19 protein-coding genes and 1 tRNA gene are annotated in these 19,880 nt (G+C 63.0%); 7 read left to right on the top strand and 13 right to left on the bottom strand.

Going from position 1 to position 19,880, the window contains the following annotated elements; translation table 11 throughout:
• Positions 1-107: 107 nt before the first annotated feature.
• The 6 genes from NATTI_RS0101375 to NATTI_RS0101400 form a co-directional block, all read right to left on the bottom strand.
• Positions 108-908 (bottom strand): enoyl-CoA hydratase/isomerase family protein, encoded by an 801-nt coding sequence (locus NATTI_RS0101375; protein ID WP_006091688.1) that lies wholly within the window; start codon positions 906-908, stop codon positions 108-110.
• Positions 908-2,473, bottom strand: coding sequence for a long-chain-fatty-acid--CoA ligase (locus tag NATTI_RS0101380; RefSeq protein WP_006091690.1), 1,566 nt, complete (start codon positions 2,471-2,473; stop codon positions 908-910). Before NATTI_RS0101380 ends, NATTI_RS0101375 begins: the two co-directional genes overlap by 1 nt.
• 304 nt (positions 2,474-2,777) lie before the next feature.
• A complete protein-coding gene (locus tag NATTI_RS0101385; RefSeq protein ID WP_006091692.1) occupies positions 2,778-3,536 on the bottom strand; it encodes a 2-oxo acid dehydrogenase subunit E2 in 759 nt (252 codons plus the stop codon).
• A gap of 30 nt (positions 3,537-3,566) precedes the next feature.
• On the bottom strand, positions 3,567-3,830 hold the full coding sequence (locus NATTI_RS0101390) for a lipoyl domain-containing protein (protein WP_006091694.1): 264 nt from the start codon (positions 3,828-3,830) through the stop codon (positions 3,567-3,569).
• Complete coding sequence (locus NATTI_RS0101395; protein WP_006091695.1) at positions 3,827-4,879, bottom strand: alpha-ketoacid dehydrogenase subunit beta; 1,053 nt, start codon at positions 4,877-4,879, stop codon at positions 3,827-3,829. The genes NATTI_RS0101390 and NATTI_RS0101395 overlap by 4 nt, the downstream gene beginning before the upstream one ends.
• Positions 4,879-5,892, bottom strand: coding sequence for a thiamine pyrophosphate-dependent dehydrogenase E1 component subunit alpha (locus tag NATTI_RS0101400; RefSeq protein ID WP_006091696.1), 1,014 nt, complete (start codon positions 5,890-5,892; stop codon positions 4,879-4,881). Before NATTI_RS0101400 ends, NATTI_RS0101395 begins: the two co-directional genes overlap by 1 nt.
• A 124-nt stretch (positions 5,893-6,016) precedes the next feature.
• On the opposite strand from NATTI_RS0101400, the gene NATTI_RS0101405 reads away from it, so the two are divergent.
• Positions 6,017-6,640 carry a universal stress protein gene (locus NATTI_RS0101405; protein ID WP_006091698.1) on the top strand — a complete coding sequence of 208 codons (624 nt, stop codon included), beginning with the start codon at positions 6,017-6,019 and terminating at the stop codon, positions 6,638-6,640.
• A gap of 254 nt (positions 6,641-6,894) precedes the next feature.
• Positions 6,895-8,256 carry a hypothetical protein gene (locus NATTI_RS0101410; RefSeq protein ID WP_241434381.1) on the top strand — a complete coding sequence of 454 codons (1,362 nt, stop codon included), beginning with the start codon at positions 6,895-6,897 and terminating at the stop codon, positions 8,254-8,256.
• Between the two features lie 391 nt (positions 8,257-8,647).
• Here NATTI_RS0101410 and NATTI_RS0101415 read toward each other — a convergent pair whose 3' ends face one another.
• The 7 genes from NATTI_RS0101415 to NATTI_RS0101445 form a co-directional block, all read right to left on the bottom strand.
• Positions 8,648-9,643, bottom strand: coding sequence for an arsenic resistance protein (locus NATTI_RS0101415; protein WP_006091701.1), 996 nt, complete (start codon positions 9,641-9,643; stop codon positions 8,648-8,650).
• A 308-nt stretch (positions 9,644-9,951) separates the two neighbouring features.
• Positions 9,952-10,025 (bottom strand) — tRNA-Thr (locus NATTI_RS0101420).
• 11 nt (positions 10,026-10,036) lie between these two features.
• Positions 10,037-10,561 carry a GNAT family N-acetyltransferase gene (locus NATTI_RS0101425; protein WP_006091703.1) on the bottom strand — a complete coding sequence of 175 codons (525 nt, stop codon included), beginning with the start codon at positions 10,559-10,561 and terminating at the stop codon, positions 10,037-10,039.
• Positions 10,527-11,753 carry a phosphoglycerate kinase gene (locus NATTI_RS0101430; protein WP_006091705.1) on the bottom strand — a complete coding sequence of 409 codons (1,227 nt, stop codon included), beginning with the start codon at positions 11,751-11,753 and terminating at the stop codon, positions 10,527-10,529. Before NATTI_RS0101430 ends, NATTI_RS0101425 begins: the two co-directional genes overlap by 35 nt.
• 167 nt (positions 11,754-11,920) lie before the next feature.
• On the bottom strand, positions 11,921-12,544 hold the full coding sequence (locus NATTI_RS0101435) for a CBS domain-containing protein (protein WP_006091707.1): 624 nt from the start codon (positions 12,542-12,544) through the stop codon (positions 11,921-11,923).
• Positions 12,545-12,684: 140 nt separating this feature from the next.
• Positions 12,685-13,446 carry a GTP cyclohydrolase III gene (locus tag NATTI_RS0101440; protein WP_006091708.1) on the bottom strand — a complete coding sequence of 254 codons (762 nt, stop codon included), beginning with the start codon at positions 13,444-13,446 and terminating at the stop codon, positions 12,685-12,687.
• Positions 13,447-13,622: 176 nt separating this feature from the next.
• On the bottom strand, positions 13,623-13,943 hold the full coding sequence (locus NATTI_RS0101445; protein ID WP_006091710.1) for a DUF5785 family protein: 321 nt from the start codon (positions 13,941-13,943) through the stop codon (positions 13,623-13,625).
• Between the two features lie 358 nt (positions 13,944-14,301).
• On the opposite strand from NATTI_RS0101445, the gene NATTI_RS26365 reads away from it, so the two are divergent.
• The 5 genes from NATTI_RS26365 (at position 14,302) to NATTI_RS0101470 (ending at position 19,820) form a co-directional block, all read left to right on the top strand.
• A complete protein-coding gene (locus NATTI_RS26365; RefSeq protein WP_162531101.1) occupies positions 14,302-14,469 on the top strand; it encodes a hypothetical protein in 168 nt (55 codons plus the stop codon).
• Between the two features lie 196 nt (positions 14,470-14,665).
• Positions 14,666-17,365 (top strand): AAA family ATPase, encoded by a 2,700-nt coding sequence (locus NATTI_RS0101455; protein WP_241434382.1) that lies wholly within the window; start codon positions 14,666-14,668, stop codon positions 17,363-17,365.
• Position 17,366: 1 nt separating this feature from the next.
• Positions 17,367-18,713, top strand: a complete 1,347-nt coding sequence (locus tag NATTI_RS0101460) for a hypothetical protein (RefSeq protein WP_006091715.1) — start codon at positions 17,367-17,369, stop codon at positions 18,711-18,713.
• Between the two features lie 104 nt (positions 18,714-18,817).
• Complete coding sequence (locus tag NATTI_RS0101465; RefSeq protein WP_006091717.1) at positions 18,818-19,495, top strand: nucleotidyltransferase domain-containing protein; 678 nt, start codon at positions 18,818-18,820, stop codon at positions 19,493-19,495.
• The gene (locus NATTI_RS0101470; RefSeq protein ID WP_006091719.1) at positions 19,482-19,820 is read left to right on the top strand and encodes a hypothetical protein; all 339 of its coding nucleotides are present in this window, start codon (positions 19,482-19,484) and stop codon (positions 19,818-19,820) included. The genes NATTI_RS0101465 and NATTI_RS0101470 overlap by 14 nt, the downstream gene beginning before the upstream one ends.
• Positions 19,821-19,880 lie beyond the last annotated feature (60 nt).

The following is a 19,880-nucleotide window of genomic DNA, read 5'->3' on the forward strand; positions in this document are numbered from 1 at the left end:
ATATCGGCCTTCTTGACGGTCTCTTCGAACTCGTCCTGAAGCGTCGCCTTCGCTTTGTGCTCTCGAGCGAGCGAGATCGGAAATCCCTACAGCGGATTATAATACCGCTACCGGCCTTCGAACTTCGGATCCCGATCCTCGAGGAACGCGTTGACGCCCTCCGCGTGGTCCTCCGTGTCGAAGACGATTCCCTGCGCGATCGCCTCGTCGGTCAGAGCCTGTCCGAGGGACTTCTCGAGCCCTTCGCCGACCAGCCGGTTGGCGTGGCGCAGCGCGATCGGCGGGCCGGAGACGATCTTCTCGACGAATTCGTCGACCTTCTCGTCGAACTCGTCGGCACCGTAGACGTGGTTGACCAGTCCAAGCTCCTTCGCGCGATCTGCGCCGAAGATGTCGCCCGTCAGGACGAGTTCCTTGGCGACGTTCTCGCCGACGATCCGCGGGAGGAGGTAGGAGGTTCCGGCGTCGACGCTCAGGCCGACCTGCCGGAAGACGAAGCCGAAGGCGGATCGATCGCTCGCCAGTTGAACGTCACAGCCGATCGCGAGGTTCGCGCCCGCGCCGACTGCGGGGCCGTCGATCGCCGCGATCGTCGGGATCGGGAACTCGACGAGCGTCGTCATCATCTCTTTCGTCCGCTGCTCTAAGCTCCGCGCCCGGTCGTCGGCCGGGAGATCTTTCTCGAGTGCACCCGTCATTCGCTTCACGTCGCCGCCCGCGGAGAACGCACCGCCTGCGCCCTCGATGACCACACAGCGGGCGTCGCTGCCCTCGATCTCTTCTAAGGCCGCGACGAACCCCTCGTGGATCTCAGTGGAGAAGGCGTTGCGCCGATCCGGCTGATTGAGCGTGATCGTCGCCGGGCCGTCGTCCTCGATCTCGAGGAGAACTGCATCGCCGAGCGCCATTATTCGGCCTCCTCCCCGCGGAGTTTGAACTTCTGGACCTTCCCGGTCGTGGTCCGCGGCAGTTCCTCGACGAACTCGACCTCCCGGGGGTGTTTGTACTCCGCGAGGTTGGTCAGGCAGTACTCCCTGATCTCGTCTGCGGTCACGTCTGCGTCAGGCGTGGGGACGATGAACGCCTTGATCGTCTCGCCGCGGCGTTCGTCGGGAATTCCGGCGACGGCGGCGTCGGCGACGGCCTCATGCTCGAAGAGTAACTCTTCGACCTCGCGCGGGTAGACGTTGTAGCCGCCGGTGACGATCATGTGCTTCTCGCGGTCGACGACGTAGTAGAAGCCGTCCTCGTCGTGGTAGCCGATGTCGCCGGTGTGGAACCAGCGTCGGCCGCCCTCCTCGGTAAAGGCCTCCTCGTTGGCCTCCGGCAGGCCGTAGTAGCCTTTCATCACGTTCCGTCCGGCGACGACGATTTCGCCGGTGATCTCGCGGAGATCCGTGGTCTCCTCGTCGACCGGTCCCTCGTCGACCGGCGCGACTTCCTCGAACTCGTCGTCGACAACCTTCGAGTCGACGCCGGGGACCGTTTTGCCCGCGCTTCCGACGCGTCGCCCTTCGACCGGGCTGTTGAAGTGGGTGATCGGGCTCGTCTCGGTCAGGCCGTAGCCCTCGTAGACCTTCGGCTCGTACAGCTCTTCGAACTTGCGCAGGACTTCGACCGGAATCCCGGAGCCACCGACGCCGCAGAGCCGCACCGAAGAGAAGTCGAACTCTTCGGCGTTTGGCTGGTTGATGACGTCGTTGTACATCGCGGGGACGCCGTGCATCAGCGTCAGTTCCTCCTCTTCGATGAGCGAGACAGCCTCCTGTGCGTCCCACGATGGCAGCGGGTAGAACGCGCCGCCGTTGAACAGCGTCGAGTTCATCACGACGGTCATCCCGTAGATGTGGAACAGCGGGAGAACGCCGAGCTGTTTGTCGTCCTCACGGATTCCGTCGGGGATCAGCTCCGAGGCGGCGTTCGCGTTCGATGCGAGATTGTCGTGGGTAAGCTGGACACCCTTGGGCTGGCCCGTCGTCCCCGACGTGTAGGGCTGGACCGCGACGTCGTCGTCGTCTCGGTCGACGATGTCGGGATCGCCCGGCTCGAGGAACTCCGTCAGTTCCGTCGCGCCGTCGGCGTCGCCGCCGACGCTGACCACGTGTTCGACGCTCGTCTCGTCCTGGACCTCTTTGACGAACGGGACGAGATCGGCCAGCGCGACGACCACTTTGGCCTCGCTGTCGGAGAGCAGGTGGCCGATCTCTCGGGCTTTGTACTGCGGGTTCATCGGGACGACGGCCCCGCCGGCTCGAAGCGTCCCGTGGAAGGCGATCAGAAACGGCGGCACGTTCGGCAGATAGATCGCAACGCGATCGTCGGCCCCGACGCCGCGACTCTCGAGTGCGGTCGCGAAGGCGCCGGTTTGCCCCCAGAACTCCTCGTAGTTCGTTTCAGACCCCTGATAGCCGATTGCGGTGTTATCGCCGTATTCCTCGACGGCTGCCGCGAGATTAGTGACAAGATTTGTCATGCTCCGTGCAGTACGTTTCCGTGTACCGTAAAAAAGATTGTTAAACAAGGGGACGGCTGCCCCTTCCTATGGAAACCGAACGTTCGAGCGATCGACACGATTCTCTCGCGCAATGGTCCCCGATTCAGTGTCGGTCCGGCCGCGGGAGAAAACGCACGTTGCAATCCGCCTTCGTGTCCGTTAGCACGAACCGAGGGACTGAACCGATACTCGACGGTCGGATGGTCCTCGAGCGGAGCGACGCGATCGAGGTCGGAGCCCTGAACTCTCGAGAGCGACGGATCGATCGCGCCAACGAGGCGAGCTACGGGTCGGGAACGAATCGCTCGGCAGTCTCCGTATACTCCGCGAGCGATCCGAGGAATCGGGCCGCATCGGCTCCGTCGACGATTCGGTGGTCGAAGCTGAGATCGAAACCGATCCGCTTGCGGAACTCGATCCCGTCGTCGCCCCGTTGTGGCCGTTCTCGGATGCGATTGACGCCGAGAATCGCGATCTCCGGCGGGTTGATGATCGGCGTGAACGAATCGACACCGAGCGCGCCAAGGTTCGTGACGGTAAACGTGCCGCCGCGAAGATCGCTCATAGTATACTCCCCCGACTGCACCGCGTCCGTCAGTCGTCGCCGTTCCGTCGCCACCTCGCCGAGGGACTTCGACCCGATATCGCGGAGTACGGGCGCGACGAGGCCCGCGTCGAGGTCGACGGCGACGCCGACGTTGTGCTCCTCGTACAGCCGATGCGTCTCGTCCTCGAACGTCGCGTTGAACGCCGGATGGTCGGCGAGCGTCGCCGAGACCGCACACAACAGGAGGTCGACGACGGAGACGTCCGCCTCGAGGCGATCGTCCGCGATCTCCGTCGCCCGCAGCAGTTCCTCCGCGTCAACGTCCCGGTTCGCGGTCACGTGAACCGCGCTCCGATAGCTCTCCTGCAGTCGGTTCGCGATGGTCGCTCGCATTCGAGAGAGCGAGTGTTCCTCGCGGACGGTACGTCCCGTCTCGTCTGCGTCCGCCGGCGACTCGTCGTCGTTCCGGTCGGACTCCGTATCGGTCGGTGGCATACGATGTGTCGGTGGGACAGTCGGGGGCGATCAGTCCGGGCGAATCCAGGCGAGGACGGCTCCCCGTTCGAACTCGTCGTTCTCCTCGAGGACGATCTCCTCGAGCGTCCCGGACACCGGTGCCGGAACGTCGACGCTCACCTTCTCGACCTGGAACTCACAGAGGTCCTCGCCGGCGTTGACGCGGCTCCCCTCGCGCAGGAACCAGTTGACGACGACACCTTCGTCCTCGTCCGTATCCTCGGGCCAGACGTCGCCCGTGTCGACGGCGACGCGGTCGTCGTCCGGGCTCATTCGCTGGCGTGAGCGTCGCGGATGGCGTTCGTGATATCCTCCGCGTCCGGGATGACCTCGTTCTCCATCGGCCGCGCGTACGGAATCGGGACGTCCGGCACGGCGACCCGCTCGACGGCTTCCAGATCGGCGAGTCCGTCCTCGGCCTCGACCACGCTCGCGACGATCTCACCGGTGACGCCGAACGAGCGGTAGTCCTCGTCGACGACGACCAGCCGGCCGGTCTTCGCGACGGAGTCGGCGATCGTCTCGGTGTCGAGCGGGACGAGCGTCCGGAGGTCGATCACCTCGACGTCGATTCCGTCGTCGGCGAGGGACTCTGCGGCGGAGAGCGCCCGGTGGACGTGAAGACCGAGCGTGACGACGGTCACGTCCGCCCCCTCGCGCTTGACGTCGGCGCTGCCGAACGGGATCGTGTACTCGTCTTCGGGAACGCCGGTCTTCGGGCCGTCCGGAGCCGGCATCCAGCCGATGCCCATCAGCCGCTTGTGGAACAGGTAGACGACCGGGTCGTCGTTGCGGATGGCGTTGTGCATCAGCCCCTTCGCGTCGTAGGCGGTCGAGGGTACGACGACCTTCATCCCCGGCAGATGTGCGAAGGTCCCGTAGAGGGTCTGGGAGTGCTGGGAGGCGTCGTTATACGTCCCACCGACCGCGGCCGTAAGCACCATCGGAACGCTCACGGAGCCGCCGCTCATGTAGGTGTTCTTCGCCATCTGGTTGTAGATCTGGTCCATGCCGACGCCGAAGAAGTCGACGAACATGAGTTCGGCAATCGGGCGCATTCCGGCCTGTGCCGCGCCTACGGCCGCCCCGATGTAGGCCGTCTCGCTGATGGGGACGTCCATGATCCGGTCGTAGCCGAACTCCTCGAGCAATCCCTGCGTACTGTCGAAGATACCGCCGTAGTCCGCGACATCTTCGCCCATGTAGAAGACGTCGTCGTCCTCGCGCATCTCGTGGGCGATGGCCTCGACCATCGCTCGGCTCATGGTCAACGATCGGTCAGTTCGTCCGCCGCTCGCCGGCTCTTGCTCCTGTTGTGCCATCAGTCGTCACCCCCAGTTTCCGCAACGGACGGCTCGCTATCGGTCACGCCCGAGGGCGGGTTCACGAACACGTCGTCGTAGGCCGCTTCGGGCTCCGGTTTTGGTTGATCTTTCGCCCACTCGATGGCCTCCTCGACGCGTTCGTGAGCGCGGTCGCGGAGGTCGTCGATCGTCTCGTCGTCGATGCCGTGGGCCCGGAGGTCCGCCTCGAGTCGCTCGATCGAATCCCGTTCCATCGCGGCCTCCTCGTCCTCGGCGGGGCGGTACTCCTGTGGGTCGCCCATGAAGTGGCCCATGCGTCGGTGGACCTGCACCTCGAGCAGCGACGGCCCGTTCCTGTCTCGAGCGCGGCCGACGGCCTCCCTCGCCGCCTCGTAGACGGCGACGGCGTCGTCGGCGTCCACGCGAGCGCCCGGCAGACCGAATCCGTCGGCGCGATCGGCCCCATTTGCGACATCGGTGATGCGCTCTTTCGGCATGCTGATGGCCCAGTCGTTGTCCTCGACGACGAAGACGACAGGGAGGTTCTGGACGCTTGCCATGTTGAGCGACTCGAGAAATGCACCCTGATCGATCGCACCCTCGCCGAGGAACGCGACCGCGACGCTGTCGGTGTTTCGCTTCTTCGCGGCCAGTCCGGCCCCGACGGCGGGCGGACAGCCCTCGGCGATGATCCCGCTACACGCGAAGTTGACGTCGGGATCGAAGAGATGCATGTGGCCGCCTTTCCCCTTACTCAAACCGGTCTCGCGGCCGAATATCTCGGCGGTCATCCGCTTCAGATCGACGCCCTTCGCGATGGCGATGTGGTGAGGGCGGTGGGGTGCCGTCACCGTATCGTCGTCCCGTAAGTGTTGACAGACGCCCGCGCCGGACGCCTCGTGGCCCGCGGCCAGATGCAGTTCACCCGGAATGGGGCCGGCGGAGATGTCGAACGCCGGCTGTTTGCCCTCGAGGTACTCCTCTTGCAGGCGCTCCTCGTAGTGACGCGCCGTCACCATGTTCTCGTACATTGATTGAAATTCGTTAACAGACACCATGGTCCGATGCAAATCACACCTCCAATGGACAAATAGCTATGTCCAGTGAGACGGGACTCGAGGCTATATACGTCCGACTCTCGAAGAAGCTACGCAGATGTACGACGACGTGCTCATTCCGACGGACGGAAGCGACGGAACGCGACAGTCGATCACCCACGGGGTGACGATCGCGACGCAGTTCGACGCGACGATTCACGCCCTGTCGATCGTTCCAGAAGGGCCGCTCGGGACGCTGCAGAGCGATGCGGCCGCGCCCGCCGCCCACCGGGCAGTCGAACGCGTCGCGGTCGACGCCGAACGAGCGGGCGTCGACGTCGAGACGGCGGTCGAACAGGGCGTTCCCCACGAGGAGATCCTCGCGTACGCCGACGAACACGATATCGACATGATCGTAATGGGGACGCAGGGTCGCACCGGCCTCGACCGCGTGCTGGTCGGTAGCGTCACCGAACGGATCGTCCGCATGGCCGACGTCCCGGTCGTGACCGTTCGCTTCACGGACGACATTCGAATCGAGGACGCCGAGGAGGCCGACCGAATCGCCCGAGAGGCCCTCGTGGCCGAATCGCCCGATGCCGACGCCGAGGCCATCACCTCACTCGAGGAGCCACATCGGACCAGCGCGTCCTGGATCGTCTCGCTCGAGACCGACAGCGAAACCGCCCACGTTCACGTCGACGCGTTGACTGGAGAGGCACGCGTCGCGAGACGCGAGTAGCCAACCGAGTACACTTCTCGACTGACGACAGTGTCTCGGCCGACGACCGATCGGTTCGTCCGAACGGATCGCCGATCCCGGACCCGTCCGATTTCGACGCCGCTACCGTTGTTAACCGGAGACAACAGCAGGGTAACGTCATCCATCGAATATACGTTGGGAGCGACACGATCCAAATATCCGATTAGTGCGCACAACGGTACTCCCCCTTTTTGCTGTGATTCCGGGTTGACGACCGGTAGGAGGTTAGACACGTGAACAGACGAACGCTATTGAAAGGGGTTGCAGTAGGAAGTATCGTCCCGGCTACGAGTGTCGCTACGACACCGGCCGGTGCACAGGACGGCGGGACGCCGAGTAACGATTCGAACCCGGACGACGCCGAACCGGACGACACCGCTCCTGGACCGGACGGCGGTGATAACGGGCCCGTATCCGTTCGGATCGTCGAAATTCCGGAGGCAGTTACGGGTGGGGCATTGCTCGACTGGACCGTCGAGGTTGAGAACCCGACAGACGAGCCGATCCGACCGACGATCGAGTACACCGTCGACGGCGAGTCACTCGGGACGGTGACGCTGACGGTCGGCCCCGGCGAGACGACCCAGCCGACCGCCCCGAGCTACCAGACCGAGCCCGTCGCGACGGCGGACTCGGTGACGGTCCGGGTCGAGGCAAACGGCGATGCGGACGAGCGAACCGTCCAGCTTCTCCCCGCCCAGGAACTAGATGAGGCGCTCCAGTTCCCTGCGCCCGAACTGACCGTCGAGCCGGAAACGACGGTTCACTTCGAAGTCGGAGCCGTCGATCCCGACGCGTCCCAGACGACCACGTGGTGGGTCGACGGCGAGCGAGTCGGCGACACGTTCGCCGATCCGTGGCAGGGCACCTACTTCTTCGAACAGGACGCCCACTACTGGCAGGAGATGTTCGAGGCCCAGGGCACGTCCGAAGTCGTCGCCGGCGTCGACGTCGACGGCGAGCAGTATCGGGCGGCCTGGACCGTCACCGTCGCACCGGGCGGCCTCTCGGATCCCGCTATCGAGGCCGCCCGTCCGGAGGCGGGCATCCTCGAGGTCGATCGCGAGGATCCGTCGCCGACAACGCTCGAGATCGACGTTGCCGATCCGGACGGCAACCTGGACCGGGTCGTCTGGTGGCTCACGCAGGCCGACACGATCCTCGGTGTAAGCGAGGTATCGGGTGCCAGCGACACGGCGACGCTCACCGTCGACGACGGTCTGTGTCACACCTGCGTCGTCGTTCCGTGGGTAATCACGGGCGACGGGACGTTTGCGTCCGAGTTCCTCTGGGAGGTCGACGACGTCGATATCGATTTCGAGGAGCCGGACGACGATCCGACAGATCCGGACGATCCCAGAGCGGAACCCGACGATCCCGCTGATCCGGACGACCCCGACGAACCGGTGAAAGAGCCGGACAAACCTCGAGACGAACCGAAAGGACCTCGAGACAAACACGACTTGGATCGCGCTGATCCCGAGAAACCAGACGACAGACACGACGAGTACGGATCCGACGGTGGAACGTCTCGAGACGATCACAAGAAGACGAAAGCGTCCGACTCCACCCCGGACGGCGACTGCTCGACCTGATCGCAGCCGCGAACGGTCGAGCGGATTTCCCGCGCATCGATCCCAGCGACAGCATTGAAGTCGTAGTCGGCGCCAGCCTCGGCGACCGTTCCGCTCGTTGTGGGAGGTGGTGTCGCGTCGCCGTCGGGTTCGGTATCGGTGTTCGCGTAGCCACCACCTACATAATTGGGAACCAGAGCTATCAATAGATCCGACGTTCATCGTAGTGACGAGGGGAGAACGCCAGTCGTTGCCACGAAGGGGGTTCGACTATGAGACATCGACCCTCGTCGACCGACTCGTTCCAACGTCGGCCTTCGTCGGCCGGCATTTCGGATACCATACCAAGTAGCGATCGCTGTACGTGCGGTCGAGTAGCACTCGAAACTGCCGCGTTTGCCGCCACCTCCCATCAGCTTCCGCCGCGCAGGGCAGCGACATCGAGCGGCCACCACTCTCGGTTTCTGATCGCGAGGTGAACCTGTGCGATGATCCCCAGTAACGGCAGCTCTAACAGCGGCCCGATGACCAGCGCTAGCGGGATGAGGGGGTCGTTCGGAAACGCGACGACCGCGATTGCGAGGGCCGTCGGGGAGTTCCGCGAGAGGATCGTATTGTTGAAACAGACCATCTCGCGATAGGAGAACGATAGCAGTCGACCGACCCCGAAGCCGACGCCGAGGTTGATCGCGTAGAAGGCGATCACGGGAACGGCAAGGAGGGCGAGGAGTTCGGGATTCTCGAGGATCACCTCTCCCTGGGAGGCGAACATCGCCCCGATCGCGAGGCTCAGAAAGACGATCTGGACCGGGCTCAGTTTTGGGAGGAATCGCCGTGCGACCCATTCTCTCCCCTTCGTTCGGATCAGTCCCCAGCGAGCGAGCCCGCCGAGAACGAGCGGGACGACGAGGACGAGCACCACGCTCTCTACCAACACGCCCAGCGGCAGTTCGACCAGCGTTCCCGCGAACGCGTACAGATACACCGGTAGCAGTACGAGTTGGAGGACGAGGTTGTACGGCAGGATGGAAGTCGCCAGCGGAACGTCGCCGTCGGCGATATCGGTGAAGACGAGATACCAGTCCGTACACGGGGTGACCATGAGCATAATGAGCCCGACCCACAGCGCGGGGTGGTCCCGAAGGAAGACGGCACCGAGTCCGACGGCCAACAGCGGACTCCAGATGAAGTTTATCAGCAGACTCGAGCCGACAACGCGTCGATTCCCGAACGCGTCACGGAGCCGTGACAGCGGAATTCCGGCGAACGCGGCGAACAGCATGACCATCAGAAACGGCAGAATGAGGCGGTCCGCGACGGCGGGGACGCCCGAGACCTGACCGAGCGCGAGTCCGACGACGATGGCGACGAGAACGAACACCGTCTGATACTTCTCGACGACGTCCATCTGGGCAGTTCTTACGCGTGGAGCGTGCTAAGGCTGTGGTTTCGGTAAGGAGAGTGTCTCGAGAAGTCGGTATCGGCGGCCGGAGACAGTGGTCCCTGTTCCGGCGCTCGATTTCGGTCTGGGCGATCGACGGCTGTCGGAACGATCGACGGATGTTCGATCGCTCCGCCCTTTCAGTTTGCAGCGAAGATTCCGGTCGGGCGGGGATTTGAACCACGCCCGAGAACCTGCGCCTACGGCGCAGAACCTCGGTCTGATTCAAACCCCCGCGCTCGTTGCTGACGCTCACGAATGTGTTCGCGTCAGCAAGCCAGGGCGGGGATTTGAACCCCGGGAGTCTCGATTACAAGTCGAGTGCATGAACCACCCATGCTCCCCTGGCGCAACTGGCGATTAGCGATCCTCCTTTGAATGTGTATCGTTTTCGGACCGGTCGTCGTCGTCGAGTTCTCGCTCCATCGCGACCCGGTACGTGTCGTAGCCGTGTCGGTCGTAGAACCGTCGTGCGTCGTCGTTAGCCGCCATCACCTCGAGGATAACCGTCTCGGCACCTTGCTCGGCGAGTTCGGCTTCGGCGGCCTCGAGCAGCGCCGTCCCGATTCCGAGATTCTGGTAGCCGGCATCGACGTAGATGTTCGAGAGGAGTCCGCGGGTCGTATCGAGGGCGAGCGAACCGCGCTCGAGGGTAAACGACGCGAAGCCGACGATCGCGCCACCGACGCGGGCGACGAGCAGGCCGTCGTTGACCTGGTGGGCCGCGAGGGTGTCCCGGATCATCTCGCGATTGGGGTCGGCGAGGACGGCGGAATCGTACCCGCGCTGATCGCGAGCGAGTCGCACCCAGAGGTCCGCGACCGACTCGACGTCGTCTTGGGCGGCGCGTTCAATCGTCGGCTGGCTGTCGTTGGGTGGGTCCATTCTCGAGTGCCGTGACGGCGGGGAGCGGTTCCGCAGTGAGCATCCGCAGGGCGGCCCCGCCACCGGTGCTGACGTGGGAGAAGCCCTCGACGCCGAGTCGGCGGAGCGCCGAAGCGGTGTCGCCGCCGCCGACGATGCTCGTCTCGACATCGGTCGCCGCCTCGTAGAGCTGTCGGGTTCCCTGTTCGAACGCCGCCTCCTCGAAGACGCCGGCGGGACCGTTGAGGATCACCGTGCCCGCGTCCTCGAGAATCCGTTCGTAGTAGGCGAGCGTCGAACTCCCGATATCCATCGCGGCTTCGTCGTTTTTCGGCGGCAACGCATTGACGCCGATCTCGTGTCGCTCGCCGTTGCGTTCGACGGCGACGTCTCGGGGGAGGGCGACGTGCTCGCCGTAGGCGTCGAGCAGGTCCGCGGCGCGGTCGATCTCGTCCCAGTAACCCTGGTCGTAGATGAAGTCCGAACTGGCGTCACCGAGGTCGACGCCGTCGGCGATGAGGAAGACGTTGCCGACGACGCCCGCGGTGAGGACGTGATCCGCGAGCCCCTTCTCGAGGACGGACCAGGCGACATCGATCGAGTCGTTGACTTTCGCCCCGCCGAGGACGTAGACGCGGGGTTCGGGCGTCTCCTCGATCGATCCCAGCACGTCGAGTTCGGACTCCATCACGCGACCCGCGTAGCCGGGTAACACGGTCGGGAAGCCGACCAGCGAGGGCTGCGAGCGGTGGGCCGCGGCGAAGGCGTCGTTGACGTAGGCGTCGAGCACCGGGGCCAACCCCTTCACGAGGTGGGTCTGTGCGGCGCGTTCGGGTTCGAACTCCATGTACTCCTCGCTGTAGAAGCGGGTGTTCTCGAGGACGACGCAGTCGCCGTTTGTGAGGTCGCCGACGATCTCGCGAGCGGCGCTACTGAACGTCACGTCCACGTAGTCGACGGGCTGGCCGAGCAGTTCCGAGAGGCGGTCAGCGTGAGACTCGAGGGAGACGAAGTCGTCGCCGCCGGGCCGTCCCTGGTGGGCGAGGACGGCGACCCGGCCGCCGCGGTCGAGCAGTTCCGAGAGGGTATCGACGTGGGCACGCAGTCGGGCGTCGTCGGCGAGGGTACCGTCGTCGCTGATAGGACTGTTGATATCGACGCGGACGCCGACGGTGGTCCCTTCGACGGCCAGATCGTCGAGGGTATCGGTCATTATCGACCAGTCCACCGCGGCACCCGAAAGGTCTTTCCATCGGAGAAATCGCTGACGGTGACCGTCTACACGGGACGGAACTGTGTCCGCGGGTTTTGCTGGTAGCGGACGGTCGTCGAACCGATCGAAATCGGTGCCGACGGAGTCCGTTCGGGAGCCACGCCGACTCAAACAGTCCGACAGTCCGCACAGACCAACTGACCGTTCGAATCCCACAGCGCGTCCGCGAGCGATCCACAGGTCTCACAGACACCCTGTGTCGTGTACTCGTCGCCGCCGTTGGCGACCAGTCGCGTTTCGAGTTCCTCGCTCGCCGCGGCCGCCGACTGCGGGGCGCGTTCCTCGGGGACGGATCCCTGGTTTTGCTCGAGTGCAGCGTCGCCCGTGCGCACCGGCGTCATCGTCGCCTGGAACGAACCCGCAGCGGCGATGACGTCGCGCTGGGTGACCAGTCCCAGGACGCCATCCTCGTCCTCGACGACGATGTTACGGATGTTCTCGCGGGCCATCACGTCCGCGGCGTCGGTGAGCGACCGGTTCGGGTCGAACGTGATGACCGGCGAACTCATCACGTCGCCGACGGTCGTCTCGTCCGGATCATGGTCGTCGTCGACGACGCCGAGAACGTCCCACTCGGTGACGATGCCGACCGGGTTCGCGCCGCGAACGACGAGGACGCAACTCGCGCGCTCCTCGCGCATGAGTCCCACGACGCCGCGAACGGTGTCCGACTCGCTGACACCGACGTAATCGTTCGTCAGGACATCCCTGACCGACAGTTCCGATTCCATGTGTGAACAATAACCACAGACGGGCTAAAAGCTACCCCCGCCACACTTAAGCAAATTCGCCTCGAAGATTCGTGATTCGGCGTACTGGGGCTTCTACCGTCCGAGTTCTAAAAGAGGTCTAGCGGCGGAGTTCGGGCCGGTTACCACTCGAGTTCGACTCTGGTTCCGTCCGCACGACAGGTCTCGAGGGCGTGTTTTGCGGCGAAGCCGGCATCGTGGGCGCTCTTGCCGCGGCCGACGCCGACCTGGAGTTCGACATCGACGGCCTCCTGGACGTGGTGGATGGCCTCTTCGTACTCGGCTTCGCCGAGATCCGGACAGACGACGATGATGTTGTCGCCGCCGACGAAAAACGAGAGGCTGTCGTGGGCGTAACGCATGTGGCGCATGAGTTCGGCGTAGCCCTGCTCGATCTCGATGAAGGTGTCGAAGGCGTTGAGTTCGTCGGTGTAGTTGCCGGTCGCATCGACGACGTCGAAATGAGCGATCTGGATATCGTCGTCGGCCCGGTGGCCGTCCTCGACGACGCGGCCCTCGAGACACTCGCGTCGATCCTTGTCCTGTGCGCTGCCGGCTTCCTGGACTCGTTCGGTCGCGTCCGCGAGCGCCTGTACGGGACTGGTGCCCGTCGCGACGCCGAGGCTGAGCGTCACGGGGTAGCGGTTGCCGACGGACTCCTGAAGGAGCGCGTGGTCCTCGAGGTCGAGACCGTTCGTGACGGCGACCATGTTGTCGAAGCGAGTGAAGAAGGTGTAGCCGTCTCGGTTGCCGACGAACTGGGAGATGTCGGCGTACAGCCGGGACTGGAGGGTCTGGAGGTCGGCCTCCCGTCGCGGTTCGGGAGTGACGGTCCACGGCCCGTAGTTGTCGATCTGAACGAGCGTCACCTGCGTATTAGTCACGGTGACGGATTCTTTCGAACGCCATCGTATAAGTGATACGTAATCCAGATTCGTGATGGGGCGAAAAACGGGAATCGGGGGACTCGAGTCGACTCATACGGTTTGCTGTACCGAGTTACCGGTGGGATCGCAGGACGGGTCGCGGTCCCACTGGGAACGACGTACAGCAGACTGTATCAGGCCGGTTTCTTCTCTGGGTCCGCGCCCTTCGGGTGGTAGTCCCAGAAGTCGCCGGCACGCATCGCCGCACCGACCGCTTTGTGCATATCGAGGATTGTCTCGAACTCCTCGGGTTCGACGTGCTCGAAGATCTCCCGCATCGGAACGACTCGCTGGTAGTTGATCCGGATCGGATCGTCGCCGTGTTCCTCGACGAACTCGTCCCGGTTCATCGGGAAGTCCTCCTCCTCGTCGACTTTGTCCGCGATGATTCGCATGTCGAACTTGCGCATCCCCTCGCTCCCCTGTTCACCGTCGGGATCGTGTGGCCAGTCCATACGTCGATGTGTGCGGGGACCCCGCAAAAGAGTTACTCTCTATCCCCGAGACGACGGCCGGAACGGACGCACTATTCGAGCCGGGCACGTCGACGCTACATCCGTCCTCGAGTGGCTCATCCGCTATTTTCCCCACAGTTCCGGCAGATATAAGCCACTACAGGTCAACAATTAGACCGGAAGCCACACTCCACGAGGGGGTATCGAAATGCCCCGGGTGGTGATGACACCCGAGACGTGGCTTCCAACCCGCAAGGGTCAAAGCCATGATTGCATACATTCTGTCGGGATATAAACGTCCCGAACGGCAGCCGTACCGATATCGACCAGTAGCAGCGTCCACGACCCGGTGGTCGCCGTGGGGGTGAACAGCGATCTCGAGGAGGGCGACACCGGGTCCGGGTCGTTCCCCGAGTGTCCGCGCTGTGGCTCCGAAATCGTCGCGACCACCGTTATCGGACCGAGCGAGGGGACGGCCTCACCGTGTGGTTGTCGGGTGATTCCGCCGGTGCTCGAGTTCGAGTAGTACGGAATCGCCTCGAGTGAAGAACGAGGTCTCTGACCGATATTCTTGCTTTTCCGACCGGACGATCGAGATATGGAAATGGACGACCTGTGACTAAAGAACACTCGTCTACCAGTTCGTGGCTTCGTATGTCTCTCCCCCTAACCGGTCGCTCGTGCAACAGGATTTATACGACGGTACTGTCTCGAAGCAAGCAATGACGTCTGGGGAACGCGGGTCGTCTGATGGTTCTATCGCTCCTGATCCGACCGTCTATCAGGTGCCAGTGAAAGCGTCGGCTGACGAGCCGATTCGATCGAATTTCGAGCGGACCGTCATCGACGGCGTTCGTCGGAACCGACTCGACCAGTTCTGTGAGATTCCGGTCGACCACGAGTCGCTTCGGGTATGGGGGAACACCGAATCAACGCCAGCCGACACTGGTGATTACCTCCTGTTTGCGGATCGTGACGGACGCCACGGAGGCGACTACACGCTGTTAGCTCGGGTCGCTCATGCGACGATTCTGGATTTGGAGACGGCAACTGCGTTCACGCAGACGATCGGGTGGGGAGAGGATCCGAACGATGCGTACCCTCACGTGATGTTCCTCGAACCAATCTACGAAGCCCGACTTGATCGCGAGACATTCTGGAACACGCTCGGGTTCAAAGGCTGGCCGAACGACACGTTCAGCGGTATCAACTTCGAGCGGCGTGGATCGACGTTCTTCTCGGAATACGACTCGATTCCGGACTTCATCGAGGAAATCCGCGGCGAGAGAATATACCCGGTTGAATCGAGCGACCCTGACGACCAAATCGACCCAGCGGACGAATACCAGACGCTCGAGGCCGCGATCACCGACGTTCGGGCCAGACTCGAAGCGTCCTCGAGGGACCCGGCGTGGCTCGAGCGTCGCCTCGGGGACGTGCTCGTCGCGGAGTGGTCGAGGGCCCTCGAGGGATTCAAACCGTCCGGGACCGTCTCGGCGAGCACCGCCGCAACGTTCGACCAGTTCCGGGAGATCTACGAATTCCTCGAACCCGAACTCGAGGAGGTCGCCGCGGATCTCGGCGTCGGATCGCACCTCTCGTTCTCACCGGCGAAGATGCTGTTTCTCTGTTGGGTGCGGATTCTTCAGGCCGAGATCGGTGACGTCGGCGCACCGTTGAGTCAACCTCGGCTGAACAGCATTCTTCGCGAGACGTACACGGTCGAAGACGAGACGGAAACAGCTGCACGACCAACGCACGTCGACCACCCAATTGTCTCTCACATTCGAGAGACGGAACCGACCGTCTACGCGTTCACCGCGCCGGCTGACTACTGGCTCACGACCGTCGAGTACAGAGCTGTCTCGTTCCACGATGAACACCGTGACCGCTGGGCGGGACTCTCGGATGGCGACGTTGTCGTACTCCACGCTCGAGCGGAACCCGGTGACGACGATCTCGCTTCTCAAGCGGGCGGTATCATCGGCGTTGGAATCCTCGGTAAACGGTTCGAGAAGGACGAACCGTGGTGGCGTGACGAACACGAGCACGGTGAGATGCAGTCGCTGGTCGCGTCGTTCGACCGACTCTTTCTCACGGGGCCGGTCGACGAGATTGATACGTCCAATTCGATCACCGAGAAATTCACTGAGACGATCGACCGCGAAGCCGCCGCACTGACGAGCGATTCCCTTCCGATTGCGCAGGCTGATGAGATTTGCGTCGAGGCGTCAGGAACCGGGTTCCCGACCCAATCGATGCACTCGACGTTTCGGACCGACGACGGAGGCATCGATCGAGATCGGCCGCTCGCACTCGTCGCGGCGATGGCCGATGCGTTGATTGAGGTTTCGACGGTCAACGTTCACAAACCGTACCGGGGCACGATTTCGGTGGACACGCTCGAGGGGCTCTACTTTCCGGAGGATCAGGGAGAACGGATTCTCGAGGGGATCGAGACCGCGTTACGCTCCGGCAAACACGTTCTCCTGACGGGGCCACCAGGGACGGGGAAGACGGAGATCGCTGGGCGGATCTGTGCGGCGCTCGCAGACGACTATCCGTCCCTCTACTCGGGATACGAGACGACAACGGCGACGGCCGACTGGTCGACGTTCGATACTGTCGGCGGCTACATGCCAAACGAATCGAGTGAAGGTGACGGTGACGACCTCGCGTTCACGCCCGGCATCGTGCTCAACCGTCTCAAAGACTCTCGGACGGGTGCTCAGTCGAACGAGTTGATCGTCATCGACGAACTGAACCGCGCCGATATCGACAAGGCGTTCGGACAACTCTTCACGCTCCTCTCTGGTCAGTCCGTCCAGCTTCCCTACACCAAAGACGGACGTGAGGTCGAACTCACGACGACAGCCGACCACTCGGGGTCTGCCGGTCCGGCCGATCATCAGTATCTCGTCCCCGATTCGTGGCGAATCTTCGCGACGATGAACACCTACGACAAGACGTCGCTATACGAGATGAGCTACGCGTTCATGCGACGGTTCGCGTTCGTTCGGGTTCCGGCACCCGAACTTCCTGAGGGACAGACCAGGAACGCGGAACTTCGGTTGGAACGACTCGTCCACGAGTACGCGGACGCGTGGGAACTGGACCTCGATCGGGACGTAGCGATGGCCGTCGGTCGCGTCTGGCGGAAGACGAACCACGCCGTCGACGAGCGATCGATCGGCCCGGCGATCATCGAGGACCTTCTCCGGTACGTGACCCAACATCCCGAATCGGAACTCGAGTACCACCTCACACAGGCGGTCGTCAGCTACGTGTTCCCGCAACTCGAGGGCGTCCCGAAACGCCGGAAGATCGTCCGCGAGATCGCTGCTGTCGAGGAAATCGACGACGCGCTACTCGAGCGAGCGGCCGGAGAAATGCTGCACGTGACGCTGGCGGAGAGCGAGTAGGATGAACAGGGACGATCTCCTCGAGCAAGTGACCGAAGACATCCTCGCACACGTGATGAACGGCTCGTTTCCCGAGCGGGAACTGGCGCAGTCGATCAAACCCGAGCAACTGGACGAGCGGTTCGAGGAGTACGAACTCCTCTTCGATCTGCACTTCATCCTCAAATCCGACGTGGTCGACTTCGTTCGAGACCTCTCGACGCATTTGCGGAGTCTCCGAACCGAAACGCGAACGACCTCGCGGACGCGACGCGGGGCAGTCGACGGCCGCATCGACTGGAACGAGACGATCAAGAAGCGGTATTCCGAGCACCCTCGAGACAGATCGATCTTCGTCTGTAATAATCGAACGGTGGACTACGACATCCCGGAGAACATCGTCCTCAAGCGCCTGGTTTCGATCATCCACACGACGATCCGAGAGGCGGAAGAGTATCTCCGCGGCGAGTACGATTGGGTCCGCGAGACCTGGAAGGGCAGCACGGATCTGATCGACGAACTCCAGCGCATCGTCGAGCGGAACGTCCACATCCGTCGGATTCGCGATCCGGACGCCTACGAGCCGACCGAACGAATGCTCACGACTGCCGCCGACTCGCGTCACGCAGTCTATCGAGAAGCTGCGTCGCTGCTCAAAACTCGAGAGCGACTGTTCGACGGCGACGCCGACGCGATCCGCGACCTCCTCGAAGAGACGGCGATCGCACCCGACGATCAGGACTCACTGTTCGAACTGTTCGTCCTCTTCCGGTTCGTCGCGACCCTCGAGCGAATGCGCGAGACGCAACCGCAGTACAAGACTATCGCGACGGGCCGACAGGAGGTGGCCCGCTTCGAGGACGAGAAAGAGATCGTCCTCTACCACGACAACTCCGCGGGCGACCGCGAGCTATCGTTCGTCGCCGTCCCGGACGAGGGCGCGGAGAACCACTCACGGACGGACAAGGTGCAACTCGAGGCCCAGTCGATCGCCGGCGACTACTTCGATCGGGAGTTCAGAAACCACACGGGTCGACCGGACGTTATCGTCCTCGAGGTCGTCTCCGAAGACGACTCTCAACACGAGTACCTGATCACGGAGGTCAAGAACAGCACCAACGTGGACACTATTCGGCGCGGTATCAAGGAGACACTCGAGTACCTCGCCTTCCTCCGGGTCAACGAGGAGTTCGTCTTTGGTCCTGACGAGGACGAGTACTTCGGCTCGGGGTGGAACGGACTGCTGGTCACGCAGGATCTCGAGGACGAGACGGCATCGCTCGAGGACCAGTCCGAAAATCCGGTGACAATCCTTCAGGCATCGGAGCTCGAACAGCAATTGGAAGTCGTGTTACGCGAAATTCTGTAGGCTCTTCGTGGCCAGGATCTCGCGGTTAGCGTTTGGTAGACGAGGATGATCAAAATACGACGACAACCAAAAGTCACTTCACTAACTGGATACTATTGTTATCCATGGATAGCACGAGTATCCAATCAGGCACCTCGGTCCGGGTCTCGATTCCGGTCCCGGACGACGTCTTCCGTCACTCCGCGTGCGGGCCAGTGCTTTCGCTCCTCGCAGACACTCCCCACGCGGCGTTCGGAATTCGAGACATCGGTCGCGCCATCGAGCGTCCGCACCGATCCGTTTCGCTCGCCGTCGACGACCTCGAGGCGCTGGGTCTCGTGACCACCAGGACCGAAGGCGGCAAGAAGCTCGTTCAGATCGATCGGGGCCGACTCGAGACACCTACCGATCCGATCATCCGAATCCCGCAGGTCGAATTCCACGACCCCGTCCGTCGACTTCGCTCCGAACTGCTGGATCGGCTCGAGAACGTCACGGGAATCCTGTTGTTCGGAAGCGTCGCCCGTGGAGAGGCGGATCGGAAGAGCGACATCGATTGTTTCGTGCTCGTCGGAGCGAACCGCGCGACGAACCAGAAGCACGCACACGAGCTCGTACAGGAACTGAACGACGAGCGATTCGATGGAGACCGATACGATTTCCAGGTACTGGTCGAATCGACCGAGTCCGCGAGTCGTCAGCGGGATCAGCTGCGGGAAATCGTCGTTGACGGGATCACGCTGTACGAAACACAGGAACTGATCGAGCTCAAAGCCGAGGTGATCTCCGATGGACGGGAGTGACGTCGAAGACGCACTCGAGATCACCGAGGCGATGTTTGAGGATACTCGCGGCCAGTCTCCGGAGGTCGGACTCGACGTCGAGGACGAAGCGCTCGTCCAACTTCGAAAGGCGTGTCGTTTGCTCGAGACTGCCACGACGCTTCGCGAGCGAAATGGACACTATACTGTAGTTATCGAAACATCGTTCGTCGCCATCGAGCGCAGTATCCAGTTCTATTTGATCCACCGGAATGCCGCGAGCGGGTCGGACCTTCGTCACGACCACGCGGCGGTCTACGAACGGGTGGCCGAAATGAATCTCTTCAGTCCATCTTTCGGCGACTGATTGCTCGACCTGTCGAAAACCAACCGGGCTGCAGTGTACTATTGGGAAGCAGCCGCGACC

Origin of the sequence: Natronorubrum tibetense GA33, from assembly GCF_000383975.1 — an archaeon.
In the GTDB taxonomy this organism is placed as follows: domain Archaea; phylum Halobacteriota; class Halobacteria; order Halobacteriales; family Natrialbaceae; genus Natronorubrum; species Natronorubrum tibetense.

Bases quoted from the DNA above. Each gene is read 5' to 3' on its own strand.
- NATTI_RS0101375 (WP_006091688.1), bottom strand. From the start codon at position 908: ATGGCGCTCGGCGATGCAGTTCTCCTCGAGATCGAGGACGACGGCCCG.
- NATTI_RS0101380 (WP_006091690.1), bottom strand. From the start codon at position 2,473: ATGACAAATCTTGTCACTAATCTCGCGGCAGCCGTCGAGGAATACGGC.
- NATTI_RS0101385 (WP_006091692.1), bottom strand. From the start codon at position 3,536: ATGCCACCGACCGATACGGAGTCCGACCGGAACGACGACGAGTCGCCG.
- NATTI_RS0101390 (WP_006091694.1), bottom strand. From the start codon at position 3,830: ATGAGCCCGGACGACGACCGCGTCGCCGTCGACACGGGCGACGTCTGG.
- NATTI_RS0101395 (WP_006091695.1), bottom strand. From the start codon at position 4,879: ATGGCACAACAGGAGCAAGAGCCGGCGAGCGGCGGACGAACTGACCGA.
- NATTI_RS0101400 (WP_006091696.1), bottom strand. From the start codon at position 5,892: ATGTACGAGAACATGGTGACGGCGCGTCACTACGAGGAGCGCCTGCAA.
- NATTI_RS0101405 (WP_006091698.1), top strand. From the start codon at position 6,017: ATGTACGACGACGTGCTCATTCCGACGGACGGAAGCGACGGAACGCGA.
- NATTI_RS0101415 (WP_006091701.1), bottom strand. From the start codon at position 9,643: ATGGACGTCGTCGAGAAGTATCAGACGGTGTTCGTTCTCGTCGCCATC.
- NATTI_RS0101425 (WP_006091703.1), bottom strand. From the start codon at position 10,561: ATGGACCCACCCAACGACAGCCAGCCGACGATTGAACGCGCCGCCCAA.
- NATTI_RS0101430 (WP_006091705.1), bottom strand. From the start codon at position 11,753: ATGACCGATACCCTCGACGATCTGGCCGTCGAAGGGACCACCGTCGGC.
- NATTI_RS0101435 (WP_006091707.1), bottom strand. From the start codon at position 12,544: ATGGAATCGGAACTGTCGGTCAGGGATGTCCTGACGAACGATTACGTC.
- NATTI_RS0101445 (WP_006091710.1), bottom strand. From the start codon at position 13,943: ATGGACTGGCCACACGATCCCGACGGTGAACAGGGGAGCGAGGGGATG.
- NATTI_RS0101455 (WP_241434382.1), top strand. From the start codon at position 14,666: ATGACGTCTGGGGAACGCGGGTCGTCTGATGGTTCTATCGCTCCTGAT.
- NATTI_RS0101460 (WP_006091715.1), top strand. From the start codon at position 17,367: ATGAACAGGGACGATCTCCTCGAGCAAGTGACCGAAGACATCCTCGCA.
- NATTI_RS0101465 (WP_006091717.1), top strand. From the start codon at position 18,818: ATGGATAGCACGAGTATCCAATCAGGCACCTCGGTCCGGGTCTCGATT.
- NATTI_RS0101470 (WP_006091719.1), top strand. From the start codon at position 19,482: ATGGACGGGAGTGACGTCGAAGACGCACTCGAGATCACCGAGGCGATG.